Genomic DNA, 22,474 nt, shown 5'->3' on the forward strand with positions numbered 1-22,474 from the left:
GAATTGATTTTTTTCAATAATTGACACGATTCCGCTTGACGGCTGGCAAGGTTTTGGTAACTTTAACTACAACTTAATTCACGAATAAATAGCTGGTGGAAATACTATGACTATCAAAGTAGGTATTAATGGTTTTGGTCGTATTGGCCGTATCGTTTTCCGTGCTGCACAAGAGCGTTCTGACATTGAAATCGTTGCTATCAACGACTTGCTTGATGCAGAATACATGGCTTACATGCTGAAATACGACTCAACTCATGGTCGTTTCAACGGTACTGTTGAAGTTAAAGATGGTCACCTAGTTGTAAACGGCAAAAAAATCCGTGTGACTGCAGAAAAAGATCCTGCAAATCTGAAATGGAACGAAGTCGGTGTTGATGTAGTCGCTGAAGCAACAGGTATCTTCCTGACTGACGAAACAGCGCGTAAACACATCCAAGCAGGCGCTAAAAAAGTTGTTCTAACTGGTCCTTCTAAAGATGACACCCCAATGTTTGTTATGGGCGTTAACCACAAAGCATACGCAGGTCAAGAAATCGTTTCTAACGCTTCTTGTACAACTAACTGCTTGGCTCCACTGGCTAAAGTTATCAACGATAAATTTGGTATCGTTGAAGGTCTAATGACAACTGTTCACGCAACAACTGCAACTCAAAAAACCGTTGATGGCCCTTCACATAAAGACTGGCGTGGTGGTCGTGGTGCTGCTCAAAACATCATCCCATCTTCAACTGGTGCTGCTAAAGCAGTAGGTAAAGTTATCCCTGAACTGAATGGCAAACTGACTGGTATGTCTTTCCGTGTCCCTACTCCTAACGTATCTGTTGTTGATTTAACTGTACGCTTAGAAAAACCAGCAACTTATACTCAAATCTGTGATGCTATCAAAGAAGCAGCAGCAGGTGAGTTAAAAGGCGTTCTGGGTTATACAGAAGACGATGTTGTATCAACTGACTTCAACGGTGAAAAACTGACTTCAGTATTCGATGCTAAAGCAGGTATCGCTCTGAATGATAACTTTGTTAAGTTAGTTTCTTGGTATGACAACGAAACTGGTTACTCTAACAAAGTATTAGACTTAATTGCTCATATCTCTAAATAAGCACTGTTAAGCAACAAGTCTGATTGAGCCGCCAATATGGCGGCTCTTTTGTATCTGTATTGAATATAAAATTAACGCTTCATAATTTTGCCTTCTTCGCTTATCGTTAATACCATTATTCGATACGCTATCAATATGACTTGTTTTAAAATGAATGTTATTCACTACGCTTGAAGTATGCGAATAGATACTCTAAATAATCTAAATTGCAGCAAAACAACAAATAAGTCGCTAAGCGCATACACACGTTTATGACTAGATGTGAATGAGTGTAGTCAACAATACCGCAGTTTGAAGTATGGCGAGTATTAACTCTGTTCCACTAACACAGGTCTAATACCATGCACGACAAAATTTTTGCTCTACCTGTTATTAAGCAGCTGTCTGCTTATATCACACAACGCCAACTTGGCGATCTCCCCCTAATTGTCGTTTCACATCCTAAAGTTTGTGGCGCTGTCAGTTTACAAGGTGCTCAGCTCATTGATTGGCAACCTGCTGGGCAAAAACCATGCCTTTGGTTAAGTTCCGAAAGTGCCTTCAAAGAAGGTGTCGCGATCCGTGGTGGTATCCCCATTTGTTGGCCATGGTTTGGTCCGGTTTCCCCACCTAGCCACGGCTTTGCTCGTCTCTTACCTTGGCAGTTCACCGCACATAATGAACATGAAGATGGTGTAATTTTAACCTTTACACTCACAGATACCGATTATACCCGTAAATTATGGCCTCATGAATTTACCTTAATCCTGAGAATGAAGCTTGGTGAAACCTGTGAGCTCGAATTAGAAAGTTATGGGGACTTCGAAACTACAGCGGCACTTCACACCTACTTCAATATTAGCGATATTCAAAAGGCTACCGTCTATGGGTTAGGTGGTCACTATTTTGATAAAGTCGCGGATAAAGAAGTATATGAAAATGAAGCGCTTAAATTCAATAAGCATATTGACCGCATTTACTCTGAACCCGAAGAGTACAGTTTATTACGTGATGACGGCTGGGCTCGTACTATTGAGATTCACCATTATCATAACAGTGATGTTGTCTGCTGGAATCCTTGGGCTGAATTATCATGTAGCATGCAAGACATGCCAAATAATGGGTATAAACAAATGGTATGCGTTGAAACTGCCTGTATCAATGTGCCAATGAAAAGTGATGCACAACACCCTGCCCGTTTATCCCTTGTGATGATTACTCGTGAGAATAAACCACAAGATTAATAATCTAATTTCAAAAAAATACCCCCTGATAGAAATTACATTTCAGAGGGTATTTTTTATTCATAGCAATCTTATAAGGTAAAATTAGAAAGTATAAGTTACCCCTGTCCATAAGATCGCAGAAACATCTTTATTTACCATTGGGCTGTCTTTAACTTCACTCGACATGAAGTCTACACGTCCCATAGCGAAAGCCGTCCAATTTTCATCAAAACGGTAATTACCTGACAACTCTAAGTACGGTGACCAGCTGTCACTTGGTTTATAACGTTTTAGCCCACTATTACGAGACTCTTTGGAAGAAACCCCATACTCATAACGTGTTTGATTTTTACTATCCCACTTAATACCTACACCTGGAGTCAGAGACCATTTGTCACCTTCAAAGCCATATAAATAAGCTGCTTCAGCGCGTAAGCCATTACTGATCCCTAAGATATCACCGGAGCCATTAAACCTTAATGTCCCCCAATCCGCTTTATGTCGATAGGTTAAACCCGCCATGACAGTATCACGACGGCGGTTTAGCTCACGCATGGCATCGTTATCATTTTCTTTAGGCTTGAAAAATTGTGGGTAATAATATGCATCCAATGATAATTGGTCTTGCTGATCATTCCACAAATAGTAACCTGCAGCTAATGTATGAAAGTAAAAATTTTCACTATCATAATTCACGATAGGAACTGGAGTTAGATAATCACGGGATTTAATCCCTTTATAAGGTGTCGATTGCGCCAATACTGAAGCACCTACTGACCATGTACCGGCAAGTGCAGTACTTGATAACACACTCAATGCAACTGCAAGTGTGGTTAACTTAATCGTTTTAGACATATAAAAACCTAAAAAAATGAGAAATGGATCACTGATATATTATATCAATCCGAAATTATTCCCAATACTCATAACCTAAATCACATTTAAAGCTAAATATGTGAATTAAACAGCAAAATTGGTTAACATTCATTCTACGCTGTTTTGGTAAGATACAGGAACTCTTTTTGCTAATGCACACAGTAATTCATACCCAATAGTCCCCGCTGCATGGGCAACGTCATCAACAGGTAAATTTTGCCCCCACAGTTCAACCTTATCCCCTAATTGCAAATTGCGGCAATCACTCACGTCAATTGTTAGCATGTCCATAGAAACAGCCCCAAGCAGTGCACAACGCATTCCTTGGCACCATACTGGCGTTCCATTAGGCGCATGGCGGGGATAGCCATCGGCATAACCACATGCAACGGTTGCAATACGCATTGGTTTAGTCGAGGTAAACCTACTTCCATAACCAATCGACTGCCCGGCTTCAATTTCATGGATTGCAATCACTTCTGATTGTAAACTCATCGCAGCTTTCAGGCCTAACCCTATAATATCTGCCGATTTGCCACTAGGTGAAGCGCCATACAATAAAATACCAGTTCGGATCCAATCATACTGCGTATATTGGTGCCATAATGCAGCCCCTGAGTTAGCAATGCAGGTTTCTAATGATAAATGTTGAAACTGTTGAATAAGTTGAAAAGGTACTGTTACACCTGTTTTTGTATCTGAATTTGCGAAATGACTCATTAAGGTTAAGCTTTTTACATGGGGGATAGCTGCTAACCGTTCGACTACAGTTTCATAGTCAGTATGAGAAAAACCTAGCCGGTTCATACCACTATTCAACTTGATATATACTGAAATTGGCGCAGAAAACTGTGCATTTTCAATAGCCGCTAATTGCCAGTCACTATGGACACTGGTCGTCAAATTGTATTGGTCAATCAGCTGTAAGTCTTGTGGTTGAAAAAAGCCCTCTAATAACAAAATTGGCCCTTTCCACCCCTCATCACGCAATAAAATTGCCTCATGAAGATCTAACACAGCAAAACCATCGGTTTCTTTTAATGCTGGCCAAATATGCTTTATACCATGACCATAACCGTCCGCCTTCATGACTGACCAAATTTTACACTTTTCTGTGTGCTGCCGTACTATAGATAAGTTATGTTGCAAATTTTGTAGATGAATAACCGCACTAATTGGGCGTGGCATCTTAATTCCTTAAATACATTATTTTTTAATCAGCGATAGACTGTAATTGCAACTTCATGTACTCCCATTTAACGCACTGGCGTCAAATGACCGCTGCTTACAAGCTTGGTATTAAAACCATCAAGATACCTAAATACAGACAAATCATCCGAAGCAATATCAGGCGTGTTACCTGAAATTAAATCCGCCAGCAGTTTTCCAGAACCACATGCCATTGTCCAACCTAAAGTGCCATGCCCCGTGTTTAGATATAGATTATTGTATGCCGTTGGCCCGACTATTGGTGTGCCATCTGGCGTCATAGGCCGAAGCCCAGTCCAAAACTGAGCCTTTTCGATATCACCACCACCTTGATATAAATCTTGTACCACCATTTTTAAGGTTTCGCAGCGTTTTTTAAGGACATCAAGATTAAAACCGACAACTTCGGCCATTCCACCGACACGAATGCGATCATCAAAACGCGTTACAGCAATTTTATAAGTTTCATCAAGTATGGTAGAAGCGGGTGAACGCTGCTCATCAATAATCGGCATTGTTAATGAATACCCTTTTAATGGATAAACCGGAATTTGCACAAGACCCTGTAGTATTGATGTTGAATAAGACCCCATAGCAACAACATACTGATCCGCTTGCACGATTTGGCCATCAATACGGATACCACTAATACGTTTACCATCCGTTAAAATTTGTTCAACCTGTTGACCAAATTGGAATTTAACCCCAGCTAGTTGTGCCATTTTAGCGAGTTTTTTAGTAAATTGCTGGCAATCACCGGTTTCATCATTCGGCAACCTCAACCCACCAGTTAGCTTATGTTTAACAAATTCTAATGCAGGTTCAGCTTTAATGAGTTGGTCGGATGTTAAAAGCTCATAAGGCACGCCTTCCTGTTGTAACACTGCAATATCATTAGCAGCATTATCAAACTGTTTAGCTGTGCGGAACAGCTGTAATGTGCCCCCTTGACGGGCTTCATAGCCAATCCCCGTATCAGCCCTAAGTTGCCGAATACAGTCGCGGCTATACTCCGCAATCCTTACCATGCGACTTTTATTCATCGCATAATGTTGAATATCACAGTTTTTCAGCATCTGCCACATCCAGCGCAACTGAAATAACGTACCATCAGGCCGAATAGCTAATGGAGCATGTTTTTCAAACATCCACTTCACTGCTTTTAGTGGTATGCCTGGTGCCCCCCATGGCGTTGCGTAACCAGGGGATATTTGCCCTGCATTAGCTGCGCTGGTTTCTTCTGCTACATCATGCTGCCTATCAACAACCAGTACTTCATGGCCTTCTTGAGCTAAATACCATGCTGTTGTAACACCAATCACTCCTGCCCCTAACACTAGAACTTTCATAAGCACCCCAGATGCAAAGTATTCAATTATTATTTAGGATAATATTCTAGAAATTATTTGCCAATGTGGTGAATTAACACTTTTAACAAAATAGATAATAAAACCAACACTTGATGATTTTTATTTACAAAAAAGTTAATTGTTCTAGTGAAATTAGAGCCCAAAAACAAAAAAAGAACATATCAAATTGATTTTAAATAAAAATAATTAATCTCAAAAAAACCAAGTTCGATATTTTATACTTTAATTTAATGAATACTGTCTTTTATGGGTGGGTTTACAAATTACGAGACTTAAATTTTTATACTAAAAATATATTCTTTCCTAGCTTATTTATCCAAATAATAATCCATTATGAAAAAAACGATTAAAAATGTTAAAGGAAAGTATATGACTAAAAAGATCATCCCTATTATTTGTGCCCTGAATGTAATTTTTCTATCTATAGCCCCAAGTATTGCAGAAGAGTATTGCGAACCCACCATGAAAAGAAATTTGATAAAAGATAAAGGGAAAAATATATGCTTTTCTATAAGACCCCTTCCTATATGTACCCCCCCAGCAACGGCAGTTTCTTATGTTAAAACTACAGTTCAATTCAATTGTGTAACTAAGGGTGAACATTTGGTTTTAAGCGAAAGTGAGCAATTAAACAAAATAATTACTCGGTTAGAAAATAAAGATGTAGATTATTCCGAAGATATTGCTATCCCTCGCTACTGTACATGTCCTAGCAAACTCTAGTTAATACATATTGTATTTACTAATCTAGTCAATCATTCACTTGTAAAAAAGCCAGCCGACATAAGATGCGGGCTGGCTTTTATGCCTTATCGATTACCTAATTTAGCGAGTGTGTGCTAAATCTGAAGGCATATTACCCTGCATACTATGCCAAATTAAGCCACTTTCCTTCCCGTAATTTCGGACACAATCCATAATGCGATCGTATGCTTGCTCACGGCAAAGATTACTCAATTGTTGGTAAAAACTTAATGCAAGGCGTCTTGCTTCAGGATTAGAGAAATAATAACGCCCAACACGCGTATATAGCCCTCTTAAGCCATTAATAATCAAACCGTAGATAGGGTTACCTGATGCGAATGCAAGCCCACGGAAGACGTTATAATCCAAATCACTAAATGCATCTGAATTATCATCAACTTTTTCTCGGCCAGCTAACACTTCTAACGACTTTTCAGGGTTATTACGAAATGCAGTACGAATAAAAATTGCAGCAATATTAGTCCGCACAGCTAATAAATTATCAATTAGCTGAGGCACTCTATCGTGATCCAATCTGGCCAGTGTTTCCAAAATATTGAGGCCTGATGTTTCCCAATAGTTATTCACTTTTGTTGGTTTACCATGTTGAATAGTTAACCAACCGTCACGCGCTAGACGTTGCAACACCTCGCGAAGAGTTGTGCGTGTTACACCGATTAACTCGGAGAGTTCACGCTCAGCGGGTAGTATTGAACCTGGTGGAAAACGGTTGTTCCATATGCTCTCAATAATGTACTCTTCCGCGAAACCTGCCGGACTTTGAGCTTTAATAACCATATTTTTATTATTCCAAACATTTAGACGGATATTGGGGAAATCATACCAGATTGTCGTCTCCTGATATAGTTAGACTCAAAATAAAGAGTGAGACGAATCATAGAATTCCCATATAATTCATACATTATCAATTAGCAAATGGGCTTATAATCGATAAAAGATCAGAGTAGTATGTAATAGAACGTTACACGACATCCGTATAAAGAGGATAACGAACCATAATGGATTTTAGTTTAAAAAGTGCTTTTTTGAAAAATTTTCTTGGAAATTCACCAGATTGGTACAAATTAGCAATTATCATATTTCTAATAATAAACCCTGTTGTTTTCTATTTTATCAGCCCTTTTGTGGCAGGCTGGTTATTGGTAATTGAATTTATATTCACCTTAGCAATGGCACTTAAGTGTTATCCATTGCAACCTGGGGGGTTATTAGCAATCGAAGCCGTGATCATCGGCATGACGACACCAAAACAAATTTCACATGAAATAAGCAATAACCTTGAGGTTATTTTACTGTTGATCTTTATGGTCGCCGGTATCTACTTCATGAAGCAATTGCTTTTGTTCGTTTTTACCAAACTGTTGATAAACGTGCGTTCTAAACGCATCCTTTCCCTTGCATTTTGTATGGCGAGTGCATTTTTATCTGCATTTTTAGATGCCTTAACGGTTATAGCCGTAGTCATTAGCGTCTCAATTGGTTTTTATTCTATTTACCATCAATATGCTTCTAACCAACACAGCGATACCGACTTACAAAATGATGGTTTTATTGATAGTACAGAAAAAAAACAAACACTTGAACAGTTCCGTTCTTTTTTGCGCAGCATAATGATGCATGCGGGTATTGGTACTGCCCTTGGTGGGGTGATGACAATGGTGGGGGAACCACAAAATCTGATCATCGCTAAACATGTTAACTGGGACTTTATCACTTTTTATATCCGTATGGCGCCCGTCACTATTCCTGTCTTTATTTGTGGGTTATTAGTGTGCTTTCTTGTCGAGAAGTTTAAGTTATTTGGTTATGGAGCTGAACTCCCTGCTTCCGTGCGCCAAATATTAACCGAGCACGATAAAAAACTAACTGAAAAACGCACCAAAAAAGAGCTGGCACAACTGATTGTTCAAGGTTTAATCGGTATCTGGTTAATTGTGGCTCTTGCTTTCCATTTAGCAGAAGTTGGCTTAATTGGGTTATCGGTCATTGTGATGGCAACCGCTTTTTGCGGCATCACAGAAGAACACGCTCTAGGTAAAGCTTTCGAGGAGGCGCTACCATTTACCGCATTACTTACGGTGTTTTTTAGTATTGTAGCGGTTATCATTGACCAACAGCTATTTACTCCGTTTATTCAATTTGTATTACAGTCATCTGAATCGTCGCAGTTGTCATTGTTCTATCTGTTCAATGGCCTATTATCTGCCGTTTCAGACAATGTATTTGTTGGGACTGTGTATATTACCGAAGCCCTAAAAGCAGCAAATGACGGCTTAGTATCAATGGAACAATACCAATTTCTAGCGGTTGCAATTAATACAGGGACAAACTTACCTTCTGTTGCCACCCCTAATGGTCAAGCTGCTTTCTTATTTTTGCTGACTTCAGCGTTATCACCTTTGATCCGTTTATCATATGGCCGGATGGTATGGATGGCTTTGCCTTATACCATTGTCATGACAATTGTCGGCTTATTAGGCGTTGAGTTATGGCTAGTACCAATAACCTATTGGATGGAAAGTATTGGTTTGATTACATTTGCACAATAACTATACTGATAAACTATGAGCCGTATGCAAATACGGCTCATTTGTAATTTTGCGTAAAACCCTATCTAAAATTGCATTATTTCACTTTAAGTGCTTTTTTTATCCGTCTGATAAGGGCAAAATGTGCGCATCACTCAATTAGGATATTAAGTATGTTCAGATTTTTTAACTACTGCTCACAAGGAAGAGGTGCATGGCTATTGATGGCCTTTACTGCCTTCATGCTCGAGTGTGCTGCTCTATATTTTCAACATGTGATGAAACTACAACCCTGTGTAATGTGTATCTATGAACGCGTTGCATTACTTGGTGTTATGGCTGCCGGCTTAATAGGCGCAATTGCACCACGTAATATTATCATTCGTTGGGTTGCTATCATTATTTGGGTTTATTCTGCTTGGCGTGGCTTAGAGCTTTCTTGGGAACATACCATGCTCCAGCTCTATCCTTCTCCATTCGCATCTTGTGATTTCTTTGTGAACTTCCCTGATTGGCTACCATTGCAAACTTGGGTTCCAGCAGTATTTGAAGCGACGGGTGACTGCGCGGTTAGGCAGTGGGCATTTTTAGGGCTCGATATGCCTCAATGGTTGATTGGTATTTTTGCTGTTTATTTTGTTATCGCCATTATTGTTGCCATTAGCCAATTCTTCCCTGCTAAAAAATGATTTAAACCTTCTTATTGTATCCCCCTAGCTTTAATTTCAAACTAGGGGGATATCTTACATTTAATCTGATTGATAAATATAAATACACATAATTACTGTATTACGTGTTCTAATTTGATTGGGATATTTTTATAGGCAGGTATCCCACATTCCGGGTCATAACTATCCAATGAAATTAAATTATTGGCTTCAGGGAAATAAGTCGCAACGCAACGGTCAGCCATATCATAGATAACCACCGTTAAATTATCTAAACGGCGCTTAGTCGGTTTTTGGTTGCTATCTAACGCAATTAAGTTAACTTTATCCCCCGCTTTTAATTTCTGTTTTTGCGCCTCAGCACCGCTAATAAAAACGACATCCCTTTGCCCAAATACCCCACGATAGCGGTCATTTAACCCGTATATGGTCGTATTATACTGGTCATGGCTGCGCAATGTCGCAAGAACTAGCTCACTATTTACCGCTGAATTAGGGTCTTCAATCACCCCAACAGTTGGAATGAAATTAGCTTTACCTGATTTAGTTAACCAACGCCGCTCAGAAGCCGCATTTGTAAGGTGAAAGCCTCCCGGTATTTTGATGCGGGCGTTAAAGTTATCAAAACCGGGTAATACTGCTTCCATTGCATCACGGATCAGGTCGTAATTACCAATGAAAGCATCCCATTCAACTTTACTATTCGGTATTGTCGCTTTGGCAATCCCTGCAACAATGGCACATTCAGATTTCAAATAAGGGCTACAAGGTTTTAATAACCCCTTTGAGGCATGTACCATTGACATTGAGTCTTCCACTGTCACGCATTGCACTCCACTACTTTGCCTGTCGATTTCACTTCGCCCCAGCACTGGTAGTATGAATGTATTTTTGGCTGTTAATAAATGAGAACGGTTAAGTTTAGTCGCAGTATGCACAGCCAAATCAAGCTTTTTCATGCCTTCAAAGCAGGCATCTTTATCAGGCATGGCAACCGCCAAGTTGCCCCCCATACAGATTAATGCATTTGCACTCCCATTATAAATCGCTTGCATACTGGCAACTGCAGCATGACCGAACTCACTCGGAGGACGAAAACCAAAACGCTGTTCAATTTTATCAAGAAAACTTTTAGATGGTTTTTCTGTGATCCCGACCGTACGGTCGCCCTGTACGTTAGAGTGCCCCCTTAGTGGGCAAATCCCTGCGCCTTCTCGCCCAATATTACCTTTCAGCAACAATAAGTTGACTAATTGCTGTACGTTTTTAGTTCCATGCTGATGCTGAGTTATCCCCATGCCATAGCAAATTATGGTGCTTTTCGCTTCAATATAAAGGTCTGCGATTTCATCAATAGACTCATGCGATAAGCCTGATACCCTTAAAATATCGTCCCAACTGGTCGTCAGTAAATCATTTTTTAATGTTTCATACCCATCGGTATGGGCTGATATAAACTCGGTATCTAGGAGCGCTTTTTCGCCTGAGTCAACGGCCGCCTGATGTCGCTCAATCAGCCGCTTCATGACCCCTTTGATTAAAGCTGTATCTCCCCCAATCCGCACTTTATAATAATGACCAGCAAGTGGGGTTGATTCTAATGTCAGCATTTCTATTACGTCTTGCGGATATGTAAAACGTTCAAGACCACGTTCTCTTAACGGATTAATCGCTATAATTTTAGCTCCCCGTTTAGAAACTTCACGTAACGAACTAAGCATTCGTGGATGGTTAGTCCCAGGGTTATGGCCGATACAAATAATTAAATCCGCTTTATCAAAATCCTCTAATAATACCGTTGCTTTACCAACCCCTATCGAAGCAGCTAGCCCAACACTTGTGGGCTCATGACACATATTTGAACAGTCAGGAAAATTATTTGTTCCGTATTCTCTGGCCAGTAATTGATATAAAAATGCCGCTTCATTCGAAGTTCTACCTGACGTATAAAATTCAACAGTATTTGGATCAGAATAACTCCGCAGACGCTCTCCTATTTGTTGAAATGCATCATCCCATTCGACCGGTTCATATTTATCTGTTAATGAATTATATTTCATTGGGTGCGTTAAACGTCCTTCATTCTCTAAATGAAAATCATCCCAATCAAGTAATTCAGTTACTGTATGTTTTTCAAAAAAATGGGGGGTAGTACGTTTTGATGTGGCCTCCCAAGCAATGGCTTTGGCTCCATTTTCGCAGATATCGAAAGAAGCGGTATGTACTGGATCTGGCCACGCACACCCCGGACAGTCAAAGCCGTCGACCTTATTCATATCAAACATTGCAATAATATCATGACCCACTTTCATTTGTTCACGCAATGCTTCTGCAACAGCTTTAACTGCCCCCCAACCGGCGGCAGGTCCAGTGTATTCTTCAATTTTCTTTTTCATTTGTCATTACTCTTTAATAAATAGAACATGTATTTATCTGTGTTTTTATAATTATCTAAATTGCTTTTACAATTTAATACTAGTAATTAAAAAATTAAATATCAATAATTAAATTAAGGGCTTAAATAGATGCTCGCAATTAGATGATGGACAAATGAATATTTTAAAATAAAAATAAAACCTAATAAATAATTATTAAAATTATTTTATGAATTTAATGTTTAATATTTAATAAGTAATCAACCTCATATTAACGATTAATAAGAGGTTAATACATTTCATAAAAAGATGAGTTATATGCAAGCACCGGATTGAATAATATCAGCAGCGCAACGTTTACCATTGGCGAATTGACAAACCGCAGTTTGAGTTCCATTTAACTCTAGAGTAAGTGCAGGTAAACCGCCAGCCGAAACACAAGCTTCTTGTACCCCTGGGCCCAAATTAACAATTTGTTGAGCATAATTTGCAGCTACGGTATCTGCTTGGTCGGTTTTATTTCCACCAGAACTGCTACAGGCGGATAAAGTGAAAACGAATGCCCCAGCAGCAACCATTGACATTATCGTTTGTAACCGCAAATTGATTCTAAGTCTCATTTCTTTCTCCGCTAACACTCGCTCTACATAATGATTTTGTAGCACTTATTAATGCGTACCACTCTTTGAGAGTAGATTGATGATTAAAACACCAACTATAATAAACAGCATACCAATAATTGCAGGTAAATCGAGCTTTTGGTTGTAAATATAAATTGCAGCAATAGAAACTAACACAATCCCTAACCCTGACCAGATCGCATAAGCTATCCCTAATGGCATTACTTTGACTACTTGCGAAAGTCCCCAAAAAGACACCGCATAACCAATCACCACCACTAAAGAAGGCCAAAAACGACTAAAACCATCTGAAGCCTTAAGCGTTGTCGTAGCAATAACCTCAGCGATAATAGAAATAAATAAAAAGCTCAGCCCTTTCATACATTTTCCTTATTATTAAAATTATTAACGGTAAAATTTACCCTATACCTTTTATTCATACAAATAATGAACAATAAAAAGCCCCATCTTTCTTTACGAAAGACAGAGCGTTATTTTTATAAATTTTCTTACAAAACTGACTAATGGCTTGTTGCAACTGCAGTTTTATCTTCCAGCGATTGACTATAACGTTTAAATAAGTAAATACACAAAATCAATGTAATTATACCAATACACCCGCCAATATAACCAATATTAGTCATCCCCATATGAACAATAACTAGGTTCCCCAGTAGCGCACCGCCACCAATACCTATATTAAAAATCCCTGAGAAAATTGACATTGCCAAGTCAGTTGCATCAGGAGATAAATCAATCACTTTAACTTGTAGACCTAAGCCGATACACATCATGGCGATACCCCAGAAAACGGATAGCATAATCAACGACCAGACATCTGAGCCTAAAGGCATTAGCAATAATAAACACACCGTCATTAGGGCAATTGCTGTTGGTAAGAAAAACAACGAAAACTTGCTACTATAACGACTAAATATAACACTCCCGATAATGCCAGCCCCACCAAAAATCAGTAACAATAATGTCGCAAAATTTTGGCTTTGCAATGCGATTTCACGGACAAAAGGTTCAATGTAACTGTAAGCAGTAAAATGAGCAGTCACAGCTAGAACAGTTAACGCAAACATCCCCACCAGTGCAGGACGTTTAAATAAGACGGGGACACTTTTTAACGAACCGGAGTGTTCACTCGGTAAACGAGGTAGGAAACGTATTAATACTATCATGGTAAATAAGGCAATAACACCAATACATAAAAAGGTGACCCTCCACCCTAAAAATTGCCCTATTACACGCCCAATTGGTAGCCCTAAAACAGTTGCTAATGCGGTACCTGTTGCTAATAAGCCCAACGCTTGCGCCTTCTTGCCTGCTGGTGCAACACGAATAGCTAAAGAAGCCGTTATCGACCAAAATACCGCATGCGATAAAGCAACGCCAATTCGCCCACCAATTAGTATTTCAAAGCTCCATGCAAACCCTGAAATAATATGGCTAACAATAAAAATGACAAATAAAAAAGCTAATAATTTACGACGCTCAATTTTACTGGTTAATAACATTAAGGGTAACGACATCAATGCTACGACCCAAGCATAAATCGTAATCATTAACCCTGTATGAGCGACTGACATGTCAAAACTTTGTGCAATATCACTAAGTAGTGCAACTGGGACAAATTCTGTTGTATTAAAAACAAACGCTGCAACCGCAAGAGCGACTACGCGGATCCACGCTGTTCTTCTAGAAACCTGAGTCATATTCATCTTAGCCTTCATTTCCCACAAGTAAAATGCACTAACTGATTAACAGCTTGTGAAGGTTGCCGCGAAAGGATATTAGTATTCGATATGGGTTTGATTAACCATTCAGCTCTTATTTAAGCTAAAACCCATTTTTGTGAATTATATCACAACTTTCAGTGGGGCTTAAAGGTCAGGCTTCCGCCAGCGAGCACAAAAACAGGAAGGTTTCCCTGTTATATCCCCCCCTTAACGTATATAGGTTCCCCTTGTTTAGCAAATAACTATTACGCTCATTTATCTGAAAGCACATATCATTCCTTTTTATGCTACAATCTCACGATTATTTTTTATTTTTAAAGGACCTTGTTAATGAAAAACCATTTCCCTACTGATCCTGACGTGAATACTTTAGCTGATGAGATAACTTGTTTAAAAAATTTACTCACTCATATGCTTAAAGCTATTGGTCAAGCTGATGCAGGTAAAATTTTAATCAAAATGCAACGTGAAATCGCACTCATAGAAGATGAAAAACAAGCAGAAACCTATAAAAACACGTTAGAACAAATAAAAACGGCCTATCGCCAATAGATTATTTAGCGATAAATGCTATTTTAAGGATATATATTCTATTGAGTGGTTTAAACTGCACAAATAACTAAGTTTTGAATTTTTAAATCAACTATCTTAGTTCTCGAATTAAACCATTCTTTATTCATTTAGCTCCCCCTTCAGACCCTATGAAGGGGGCTTTTTTTATCTACCAACACAGTTTATTAATTAAACATTATTCCGCTTATAAATATCTTGGCAGTACTGCACGTACTCATCGAGTGTTGTAGTTGAAGTTTGTTTTTCCCAACATTTTTGTTCTTCAAAGGCCCATACTTTGAACAATTGACCAAGATTGGCTCCTGACATCCCAACCTCTTTATAGATCCTATGATAAAAACCTTGTTCAGAACGGTAGATTTCAAATTTAAATGCAACTAGTCGTGCGGGATTTGTCGTTGTCATAAAATCATTACCAAACACCAACGTTTTTTCCAGAATATCCATTTGGTCTCCTTGTGAATAAGTCAAAAGTTAATAGATAATATTTCATAAGTGAAAATTGATTAACTATTCTTAGCATAGCGCATTTAAACCTATTGCGTAGTTTGGTTTACATAAAACCCATTGAAAGCACTTAGAGATGATTAACCAAAAAGGGGTAAGGATACACACTAATTTAATGAAGAAGCTTCACCGAAGTGAAGCTTTTTACGGGGGGTATTTATGATTTGTTATCGTATAACTGTTTAGCCATATCAATACTATCCGCATTAACATCTTTTATATGGTCTCGAGTTAATCGATACACTACAGGGCTCAATAACAACAATGCAATTAAGTTAGGGATTGCCATCATCGCATTTAGCGTATCAGCCAATAACCAGACAAAATCAAGTGATTGGGTTGCACCGATTGGTAAAGCGATTAACCAAAGCACTCTAAACGGTTTGATAGCCCTTAATCCAAATAGATACTGCACACATTTTTCACCATAAAAACTCCACCCCAAAATGGTGGTAAATGCAAAAACAGCTAACGCAATAGCGACAATATAATTCCCACCCGGTATTGCTGATTGAAATGAAAAAGCGGTCAGCGTTGCGCCTGTCTGGCTAGTCAACCACCCTCCAGTGATAATGATCGTCAAACCAGTGACTGAACACACAATAATAGTATCAATAAACGTACCAAGCATTGCAATTAGCCCTTGGCGAATAGGGTTCTGTGTTTTCGCCGCAGCATGGGCAATAGGAGCACTTCCTAAGCCTGCTTCATTGGAAAAAACCCCTCTCGCAACCCCAAAGCGAATCGCAGCCCAAACAGCAGCACCGGCAAAGCCACCTTGTGCCGCCACAGGGTTAAACGCAGACGTCACTACTAAGGAAATTGCAGCAGGGATTTGCGTAAAATAAATACCAAGTACAATTAACCCTGCACCAAAATAAGCGACAGTCATAAATGGTACTAACTTACCAGCGACATCAGAGATACGGCGTAATCCACCAATCAACACTGCACCAACAAGTAAAACCAATACCCCTGCTGTTAACCACTTATGCACTCCAAAGTTACTTTCTAGTACATCCGCCACTGAGTTAGCTTGTACCGTATTACCGATGCCAAAACTTGCACATGCACCAAAAAAAGCAAATAGAGTACCTAACCAAATCCATTTAGGCCCCAATCCATTTTTGATGTAATACATTGGGCCACCAATATATTGCCCATATTTATCCACTTCACGAAAACGAACTGCAAGTACAGCTTCAGAGTATTTAGTTGCCATTCCAACCAACGCTGTCATCCACATCCAAAAGAGTGCTCCAGGCCCTCCCATCACAACAGCAGTTGCCACCCCTGCAATATTCCCAGTCCCAATTGTTGCAGACAATGCTGTCATCAAAGCATTAAATGGCGATATTTGCCCTTCACCGCGTGACTCGTTTTTTTGAAATAATAATCTAAAACCTGTTCCTATTTTCCTTATTGGCAAGAACGCGAGCCTAATTTGCATGTATATGCCAACGCCTAAAATCCCAACTAGCATAGGTACGCCCCATACTATCCCGTTGAGTTCACTTAACCACGTAGTTATTAGCTCCATCTTACCCCCAAGTTAATCACTCTTATTTTTTAATTAACATTTATTAAACAAATCACCATCAATTTAATAAAGATTAAAAATGAAATAAAAGCGAACAAAAATTTAAAAAATTACCACTTACGATGCAAGATTGTGAGAAAGCTCACTTGTGATTAATATGTTTTAATTACCGATACAGTTAAATTGTGAATAAATCTTAAGCTTAAAATTTCTTACTGATTAACAGCTTTCTTGGTACAAGTGAGAGGACTTTTGTCCATAAAAAAAGCCCAGTAATAAAATGATTACTGGGCTTAGTTTTTAGATTTCGACTAAACAGTTAAGTTAGACTATTTTAAATACTCACCTGAACGCAGCGCTTCGATTCGTTTATCTAATGGTGGGTGAGATAAAAACAATTCACTAAATGCTTTTCCTCGGCCATTGATACAAAATGCCATTAAGCGCCCTTCTTCTTGCGGCTCATAACTCGTTTTCAGTCGTTGTAATGCGGCGATCATTTTTTCGCGCCCGACTAGTTTTGCCGACCCGGCATCTGCATGGAATTCACGATAACGAGAGAACCACATAGTGATAATGCTGGCTAAAATACCAAAAACAATTTCCAACACCATGGAAACGGCGAAATACACCATAGGGTTACCGTTACTACTTTCACTTTCATTATCGCTGTTTGACATAAAGCCTGCCGCGAGTTGTGCGATAATACGTGAAATAAAGATAACAAAAGTATTCACAACCCCTTGTAATAAGGTCATTGTTACCATGTCACCGTTCGCAATATGGCTAATTTCGTGAGCAATAACCGCTTCCGCTTCGTCACGGCTCATATTTTCTAATAAACCAGTACTTACTGCGACTAACGAAGCATCACGACGGGCTCCCGTAGCGAACGCATTGATATCCGGCGCATGGTAAATAGCCACCTGTGGCATTTGGATACCAACTTGTTGTGCTTGGCGCTCTACCGTTGACATTAACCATTGCTCTGTTTGGTTGCGAGGAGTTTCAATTACCTCACCACCAACTGATTTCAAAGCCATCCATTTAGACATCAGCAGTGAGATAAATGCACCACCAAAACCAAATAACCCCGCCATGATCATCAAGCCTTGGACACTACTACCTCTAATACCGGTTAAGCTTAAGATTATTCCAAACACAAACATAACGGCTAAGTTTGTGAGTAAGAATAAAGCAATTCTCATCATTTTTTTGTATTCCTTGGTAAAAACTAATATCACGTAGAATTTACTTTATAAATAAGGTTTTTTCACACTATTTCAAGTCAATTAACATCAAAATATTAAAAAACAACATAACTTTACATTGAAACCACTAAAACGGGTTACTATTTTCTCTATTCAATCACAATAAAGAATGATTAAATTTAACCAATTGTTTTTAAAGGCTCAATTTATAACCAGCTCACATTAAATTGTTCCAATATTAAAATGATAATGCTGGTTATTATACGTATGGAAATTTATTCGTGCATTTAATTATATTTCCAGCAACTTTATTCGCTAAATCGATAAATATCAGTCTTTATTAGCCTATTTCAGAAAAACAAAGCCACCTTAAGATGGCTTTGTTTTTTAACTAACCCATTATTATACAGTTAGTTGCAAACACTTTCAGTTTAATTTGATTTTTCTTTCGTTGTTTTCGCTGATTGTTTATCTGCTGCTTTGGTTACTTTTTCTTTTGCTGCTTTTGCCGAATCTTTATCGGTGGCTTTGGTTGCTTTTTCTTTTATCGCTTTTGCCGAATCTTTATCGGTGGCTTTGGTTGCTTTTTCTTTTACCACTTTTGCCGAATCTTTATCGGTGGCTTTAGTTGCTTTTTCTTTTATCGCTTTTGCCGAATCTTTATCGGTGGCTTTGGTTGCTTTTTCTTTTATCGCTTTTGCCGAATCTTTATCGGTGGCTTTAGTTGCTTTTTCTTTTACCGCTTTTGCCGAATCTTTATCGGTGGCTTTGGTTGCTTTTTCTTTTATCGCTTTTGCTGGATCTGATGCCTTATCACTCTTTTTAGCCACCTTTTCATTTACCGTTTTATTTGCTCTATCTCCCGTTGCCTTTACTGGATCAGAAATAGAGGGCTTACTTGATTGCTTGGTAACACCAGAGCCAATGGTTGCTCCTGCAATACCCGCTTTACTGTTAATATCATTTTTCAATGATGTGGTGCACACTTGTTCTGAGCGGCTAGTGGAGCCATCATTACAAATGAACTTACCGCTTTCACAGCGATCGACCCCACCTTTGCTCCCTGAACAAGGGTAGTTTCTTGCTGTTGCTGTGTTTATTGATGAAGCCATCATGATACTAACCGCGATTAAACCTATAACTAATTTACCCATGGTATTGCCTCTTTAATTAAGAACCCTTATCAAAAGTTTAGAATAAATTAATTAAAGGTAAAGAAATCTAGAATGACACGATTATTTTAGGCGATAAAAACTATCTAATATCTGTTTTAACTTTTTCTCAGACATTAAGTCATCATCGATGACTTTAAATAAAAGAAAACCCCATACAAATCATAGATAAGTATGGGGTCTGTTATTTAAAATGAGCTTTAACTTTACTTAGTTATTGATTATTACCTGATAGCATCTTGGTATTTTGACTTGCCAAGTCAATCGCCATTTTAACCGTTTCATCTAAGTACGGATCAGGGCCTTCATAATCCTTTGGTAAGTCATCAATTGATTTTAGTAATGGCTTACCTTCACGTACATTTCGTTCATTTATACGTTTAAGTTTAGTTGCTTCGATTTCATTATCTTCTTTTTGACGCTCAGCATAATTAAGCGAAATTAGATTCTTACTCTCTTTATGCGCTTTATAGCGCGCAATATCTTCATCGATATAATTGAATTCAGGGTCTTGGCTAATCCGCGCTAGATGCTGAGTTTTGATTGGCGATAAGTCTGATGAAATATCACCGACACGTGCATAGTTTGCTGGAGGAATGCTATCCCATGGCAATGCATTGTCTTCAAAACTTTCACCTGTTTCAGCAGGGTCTTGACCTGTTGGCATCACGACATCAGGTGTCACACCCTTACGCTGTGTACTCCCACCATTAACACGGTAAAACTTCTGGATGGTATATTGTACTGAACCCAATGAAGGCCATTCTGGCTTTAACATTTGGTCGTACACACGACTTAAACTACGATGTTGTTGTACCGTGCCTTTACCAAAAGTTGGTTCGCCCACGATTAACGCACGCCCATAATCCTGCATCGCTGCTGCAAAAATTTCAGATGCAGATGCACTAAAACGATCAACTAAAACAACCAGTGGGCCTTTATAGTAAATAACGTCGTCATCATCGACATCTTGACGAACTTGACCATTGTTATCACGAATTTGAACCACTGGGCCTTTTGGAATAAATAAACCAGATAAAGCAACAGCTTCAGTTAATGCCCCACCACCATTTCCGCGTAAATCAATGACCAACGCAGAAACATTATCTTTCGCGATATTTTGCAGTTGTGTTTTTACATCATTAGTTAAACCAACATAGAAACCAGGAATATCTAACACAGCAACTTTATCTTTGCCTTGCTGTTTGATAGTCAGTTTTACAGCACGGTCTTCAAGGCGGATTTGCTCCCGAACGATGGTGATGATATGAGGCTTCGCCCCTTTGGTATCAGAAATAACTTCTAACCGAACTTTACTTCCTTTTGGCCCTTTAATTAACGCAACCACGTCATCAAGGCGCCAACCAACTACATCCACAATCGGTTTGCCCGTTTGCCCTACACCAATGATTTTATCACCGACTTTTAACTCTTTGCTCTTCGCCGCAGGCCCACCCGCCACGAGGGAGTTAATCACCGTATTTTCATCATCTTGCTGTAAAACCGCGCCAATTCCTTCCAATGACAAACTCATTTCAGAATTGAATTGTTCAGTATTACGAGGTGAAAGATAACTCGTATGTGGATCAATTTCGCGTGCAAATGAATTAATAATCAGTTGGAAAACGTCTTCACTTTGTGCTTGCGTTAGACGTCTCAAAGCAAAGTTATATCGCTTGGTCAGTTTTTCTTTGATTTCTTTATCGTCTTTACCTGAAAGCTTTAAATTCAACCAGTCATAACGTACTTTTTGGTCCCAGAGACGATCAAGTTCTTGTTTATCTTTAGGCCAAGGGGACTTAGAGCGGTCAACTTCAATAGAATCCGTCGCGTTCAAATCAATAGGTTGTTCTAAGCGAGCTAATGCATATTTAAAACGCTCAAAACGCCGTTCCTGCGATAGGTTATACAGGTCATAAAACGTATCTAATTTGCCGTCCTCAAGCCATTGACCTACTTTACCTTTATCTTTGGTATACTGATCAACGTCGGATTGAAGTAAAACATTGTGACCGAAATCTAACATATTGAGATAGCGGTCAAATATTTTCCCAGAAAACGCTTTGTCTAAATCAAATTGACGATAATGTGAACGAGTGAACCTTGATGTGACCCTTTCACTCACAGTGCCGTGCTGAGCGCTCTGTTTTAAGACAGGTAACTGAGCCGCAGTGACCGGAGCCACTGCTTGAGTATTAGCAATTGCACTACCGAAAGTAGCCAAACTGACAACAAGTGCAATTTTAAGAAGTTTGTTCATGACCTGATTGACCTCCGTATCAGAACTTTAAATGTTCCGCGCGTACAATCATTGCCAGTCCAGTTGGCAATTGAACCCTAACACCGTCTTTTGCAATTTCCAGCACAGAGGCGTCCATCACACTAGTACCCACTTTCACTTTCAATGATTGACCAATTTGAAGTGTGTTGATATCAGTGACTGATTTCAGATTCTGTTCTGGGGCTGGGTTATTACGACGGGGGGGTTTAGCTGATGTAGTTTGCGAGCGTTCTTTATTGTCTGATGGGCGACGGCGAGGCGCTTTCTCTTTAGTGGTATCTTGACTACGGGTGTTTTTTTCACTCGGCTTTTTCGCTGCTGGGCGCTTTTGCGCTTTTTGTTCAGCACGTTGCGCTTGAACACGAGCTTTAGCTTCAGCTAATTGTTGACGCGCATGAGCAATATGCTCTGCGTCTAATTCACCACAGTCTTCACCATTTAGGTCAACGCGTTTTGCGCCTTCTTTAACACCGTAGAGATAACGCCAGCTAGAGGTATACATACGCAACGCAGAACGTAATTGCGTTTTGCTAATACCGTCTTCTTCAGTTAAACACCCTACGATATCTTGAAAAATTCCGACTTTTAACGGACGTGCTTCGCCTTCAGCGATAAAACAGCGAGGAAAACGCTCTGCTAGAAATGCGATAACTTCTTTACTACTATTCAACTTAGGTTGATTTTCCATGAAATTTCCTGATAACAACGATTTTGCCAACCTCACGGG

Annotated in this window: 20 protein-coding genes; 6 read left to right on the forward strand and 14 right to left on the reverse strand. The window is 39.1% G+C overall.

Features of this window, described 5'->3' with window-relative positions; translation table 11 throughout:
* The first annotated feature begins 106 nt into the window (after window positions 1–106).
* Window positions 107–1,102, forward strand: coding sequence for a glyceraldehyde-3-phosphate dehydrogenase (gene gapA, locus P3L56_RS10985; protein ID WP_004911198.1), 996 nt, complete (start codon window positions 107–109; stop codon window positions 1,100–1,102).
* Window positions 1,103–1,443: 341 nt separating this feature from the next.
* Window positions 1,444–2,325 carry a D-hexose-6-phosphate mutarotase gene (locus P3L56_RS10990; protein ID WP_042843620.1) on the forward strand — a complete coding sequence of 294 codons (882 nt, stop codon included), beginning with the start codon at window positions 1,444–1,446 and terminating at the stop codon, window positions 2,323–2,325.
* Between the two features lie 84 nt (window positions 2,326–2,409).
* On the opposite strand, the gene P3L56_RS10995 is transcribed toward P3L56_RS10990, so the two are convergent.
* The 3 genes from P3L56_RS10995 to P3L56_RS11005 form a co-directional block, all read right to left on the reverse strand.
* A complete protein-coding gene (locus P3L56_RS10995; RefSeq protein ID WP_129465961.1) occupies window positions 2,410–3,162 on the reverse strand; it encodes a MipA/OmpV family protein in 753 nt (250 codons plus the stop codon).
* Window positions 3,163–3,291: 129 nt separating this feature from the next.
* Window positions 3,292–4,371, reverse strand: coding sequence for an alanine racemase (alr, locus tag P3L56_RS11000; protein ID WP_042843617.1), 1,080 nt, complete (start codon window positions 4,369–4,371; stop codon window positions 3,292–3,294).
* A gap of 68 nt (window positions 4,372–4,439) precedes the next feature.
* A complete protein-coding gene (locus tag P3L56_RS11005) occupies window positions 4,440–5,741 on the reverse strand; it encodes a D-amino acid dehydrogenase (RefSeq protein WP_048607295.1) in 1,302 nt (433 codons plus the stop codon).
* A 390-nt stretch (window positions 5,742–6,131) separates the two neighbouring features.
* Here P3L56_RS11005 and P3L56_RS11010 point away from each other — a divergent pair, with 390 nt between their 5' ends.
* Window positions 6,132–6,485 (forward strand): hypothetical protein, encoded by a 354-nt coding sequence (locus P3L56_RS11010; protein ID WP_048607296.1) that lies wholly within the window; start codon window positions 6,132–6,134, stop codon window positions 6,483–6,485.
* Between the two features lie 102 nt (window positions 6,486–6,587).
* Here the strand turns inward: P3L56_RS11010 and fadR are convergent, their stop codons facing one another.
* A complete protein-coding gene (gene fadR / locus P3L56_RS11015; protein ID WP_042843613.1) occupies window positions 6,588–7,304 on the reverse strand; it encodes a fatty acid metabolism transcriptional regulator FadR in 717 nt (238 codons plus the stop codon).
* A gap of 221 nt (window positions 7,305–7,525) precedes the next feature.
* On the opposite strand from fadR, the gene nhaB reads away from it, so the two are divergent.
* On the forward strand, window positions 7,526–9,076 hold the full coding sequence (nhaB, locus tag P3L56_RS11020; RefSeq protein ID WP_042843612.1) for a sodium/proton antiporter NhaB: 1,551 nt from the start codon (window positions 7,526–7,528) through the stop codon (window positions 9,074–9,076).
* A 152-nt stretch (window positions 9,077–9,228) separates the two neighbouring features.
* Window positions 9,229–9,744: a disulfide bond formation protein DsbB gene (gene dsbB, locus P3L56_RS11025; protein WP_048607298.1), complete on the forward strand. Its 516-nt coding sequence runs from the start codon at window positions 9,229–9,231 to the stop codon at window positions 9,742–9,744.
* 92 nt (window positions 9,745–9,836) lie between these two features.
* On the opposite strand, the gene P3L56_RS11030 is transcribed toward dsbB, so the two are convergent.
* From P3L56_RS11030 to P3L56_RS11045, 4 genes are all read right to left on the reverse strand, one after another.
* Window positions 9,837–12,119, reverse strand: coding sequence for an FdhF/YdeP family oxidoreductase (locus tag P3L56_RS11030; RefSeq protein ID WP_198860656.1), 2,283 nt, complete (start codon window positions 12,117–12,119; stop codon window positions 9,837–9,839).
* A 293-nt stretch (window positions 12,120–12,412) separates the two neighbouring features.
* Entirely contained in the window at window positions 12,413–12,718 is a 306-nt protein-coding gene (locus tag P3L56_RS11035; protein ID WP_042843609.1) for a DUF333 domain-containing protein, read from the reverse strand.
* Between the two features lie 48 nt (window positions 12,719–12,766).
* Window positions 12,767–13,099: a DMT family transporter gene (locus tag P3L56_RS11040; protein WP_042843608.1), complete on the reverse strand. Its 333-nt coding sequence runs from the start codon at window positions 13,097–13,099 to the stop codon at window positions 12,767–12,769.
* A 140-nt stretch (window positions 13,100–13,239) separates the two neighbouring features.
* On the reverse strand, window positions 13,240–14,439 hold the full coding sequence (locus P3L56_RS11045) for a sugar transporter (protein WP_370661192.1): 1,200 nt from the start codon (window positions 14,437–14,439) through the stop codon (window positions 13,240–13,242).
* Window positions 14,440–14,793: 354 nt separating this feature from the next.
* On the opposite strand from P3L56_RS11045, the gene P3L56_RS11050 reads away from it, so the two are divergent.
* Window positions 14,794–15,015: a DUF2594 family protein gene (locus P3L56_RS11050; protein ID WP_042843606.1), complete on the forward strand. Its 222-nt coding sequence runs from the start codon at window positions 14,794–14,796 to the stop codon at window positions 15,013–15,015.
* A 189-nt stretch (window positions 15,016–15,204) separates the two neighbouring features.
* On the opposite strand, the gene P3L56_RS11055 is transcribed toward P3L56_RS11050, so the two are convergent.
* The 6 genes from P3L56_RS11055 to proQ all read right to left on the reverse strand — a co-directional run bounded on the left by P3L56_RS11055 (window position 15,205) and on the right by proQ (window position 22,435).
* Complete coding sequence (locus tag P3L56_RS11055) at window positions 15,205–15,483, reverse strand: hypothetical protein (RefSeq protein WP_042843605.1); 279 nt, start codon at window positions 15,481–15,483, stop codon at window positions 15,205–15,207.
* A 217-nt stretch (window positions 15,484–15,700) separates the two neighbouring features.
* A complete protein-coding gene (locus P3L56_RS11060) occupies window positions 15,701–17,083 on the reverse strand; it encodes an alanine/glycine:cation symporter family protein (RefSeq protein WP_042843604.1) in 1,383 nt (460 codons plus the stop codon).
* 329 nt (window positions 17,084–17,412) lie between these two features.
* Window positions 17,413–18,294, reverse strand: a complete 882-nt coding sequence (gene htpX, locus P3L56_RS11065) for a protease HtpX (RefSeq protein WP_042843603.1) — start codon at window positions 18,292–18,294, stop codon at window positions 17,413–17,415.
* A gap of 431 nt (window positions 18,295–18,725) precedes the next feature.
* Window positions 18,726–19,448 (reverse strand): cell envelope biogenesis protein TolA, encoded by a 723-nt coding sequence (locus P3L56_RS11070; RefSeq protein WP_316927680.1) that lies wholly within the window; start codon window positions 19,446–19,448, stop codon window positions 18,726–18,728.
* A gap of 232 nt (window positions 19,449–19,680) precedes the next feature.
* The gene (prc, locus tag P3L56_RS11075; protein ID WP_129465964.1) at window positions 19,681–21,726 is read right to left on the reverse strand and encodes a carboxy terminal-processing peptidase; all 2,046 of its coding nucleotides are present in this window, start codon (window positions 21,724–21,726) and stop codon (window positions 19,681–19,683) included.
* 19 nt (window positions 21,727–21,745) lie between these two features.
* Complete coding sequence (proQ, locus tag P3L56_RS11080) at window positions 21,746–22,435, reverse strand: RNA chaperone ProQ (protein WP_042843600.1); 690 nt, start codon at window positions 22,433–22,435, stop codon at window positions 21,746–21,748.
* Window positions 22,436–22,474: the final 39 nt, after the last annotated feature.

The sequence above is a fragment of the Providencia sp. PROV024 genome, assembly GCF_032709665.1.
GTDB classification, from domain to species: domain Bacteria; phylum Pseudomonadota; class Gammaproteobacteria; order Enterobacterales; family Enterobacteriaceae; genus Providencia; species Providencia huashanensis.

What these genes read in the sequence shown, in the direction of transcription:
- gapA (WP_004911198.1), top strand. Translation starts at nt 107, where the DNA reads ATGACTATCAAAGTAGGTATTAATGGTTTTGGTCGTATTGGCCGTATC.
- P3L56_RS10990 (WP_042843620.1), top strand. Translation starts at nt 1,444, where the DNA reads ATGCACGACAAAATTTTTGCTCTACCTGTTATTAAGCAGCTGTCTGCT.
- P3L56_RS10995 (WP_129465961.1), bottom strand. Translation starts at nt 3,162, where the DNA reads ATGTCTAAAACGATTAAGTTAACCACACTTGCAGTTGCATTGAGTGTG.
- alr (WP_042843617.1), bottom strand. Translation starts at nt 4,371, where the DNA reads ATGCCACGCCCAATTAGTGCGGTTATTCATCTACAAAATTTGCAACAT.
- P3L56_RS11005 (WP_048607295.1), bottom strand. Translation starts at nt 5,741, where the DNA reads ATGAAAGTTCTAGTGTTAGGGGCAGGAGTGATTGGTGTTACAACAGCA.
- P3L56_RS11010 (WP_048607296.1), top strand. Translation starts at nt 6,132, where the DNA reads ATGACTAAAAAGATCATCCCTATTATTTGTGCCCTGAATGTAATTTTT.
- fadR (WP_042843613.1), bottom strand. Translation starts at nt 7,304, where the DNA reads ATGGTTATTAAAGCTCAAAGTCCGGCAGGTTTCGCGGAAGAGTACATT.
- nhaB (WP_042843612.1), top strand. Translation starts at nt 7,526, where the DNA reads ATGGATTTTAGTTTAAAAAGTGCTTTTTTGAAAAATTTTCTTGGAAAT.
- dsbB (WP_048607298.1), top strand. Translation starts at nt 9,229, where the DNA reads ATGTTCAGATTTTTTAACTACTGCTCACAAGGAAGAGGTGCATGGCTA.
- P3L56_RS11030 (WP_198860656.1), bottom strand. Translation starts at nt 12,119, where the DNA reads ATGAAAAAGAAAATTGAAGAATACACTGGACCTGCCGCCGGTTGGGGG.
- P3L56_RS11035 (WP_042843609.1), bottom strand. Translation starts at nt 12,718, where the DNA reads ATGAGACTTAGAATCAATTTGCGGTTACAAACGATAATGTCAATGGTT.
- P3L56_RS11040 (WP_042843608.1), bottom strand. Translation starts at nt 13,099, where the DNA reads ATGAAAGGGCTGAGCTTTTTATTTATTTCTATTATCGCTGAGGTTATT.
- P3L56_RS11045 (WP_370661192.1), bottom strand. Translation starts at nt 14,439, where the DNA reads ATGACTCAGGTTTCTAGAAGAACAGCGTGGATCCGCGTAGTCGCTCTT.
- P3L56_RS11050 (WP_042843606.1), top strand. Translation starts at nt 14,794, where the DNA reads ATGAAAAACCATTTCCCTACTGATCCTGACGTGAATACTTTAGCTGAT.
- P3L56_RS11055 (WP_042843605.1), bottom strand. Translation starts at nt 15,483, where the DNA reads ATGGATATTCTGGAAAAAACGTTGGTGTTTGGTAATGATTTTATGACA.
- P3L56_RS11060 (WP_042843604.1), bottom strand. Translation starts at nt 17,083, where the DNA reads ATGGAGCTAATAACTACGTGGTTAAGTGAACTCAACGGGATAGTATGG.
- htpX (WP_042843603.1), bottom strand. Translation starts at nt 18,294, where the DNA reads ATGATGAGAATTGCTTTATTCTTACTCACAAACTTAGCCGTTATGTTT.
- P3L56_RS11070 (WP_316927680.1), bottom strand. Translation starts at nt 19,448, where the DNA reads ATGGGTAAATTAGTTATAGGTTTAATCGCGGTTAGTATCATGATGGCT.
- prc (WP_129465964.1), bottom strand. Translation starts at nt 21,726, where the DNA reads ATGAACAAACTTCTTAAAATTGCACTTGTTGTCAGTTTGGCTACTTTC.
- proQ (WP_042843600.1), bottom strand. Translation starts at nt 22,435, where the DNA reads ATGGAAAATCAACCTAAGTTGAATAGTAGTAAAGAAGTTATCGCATTT.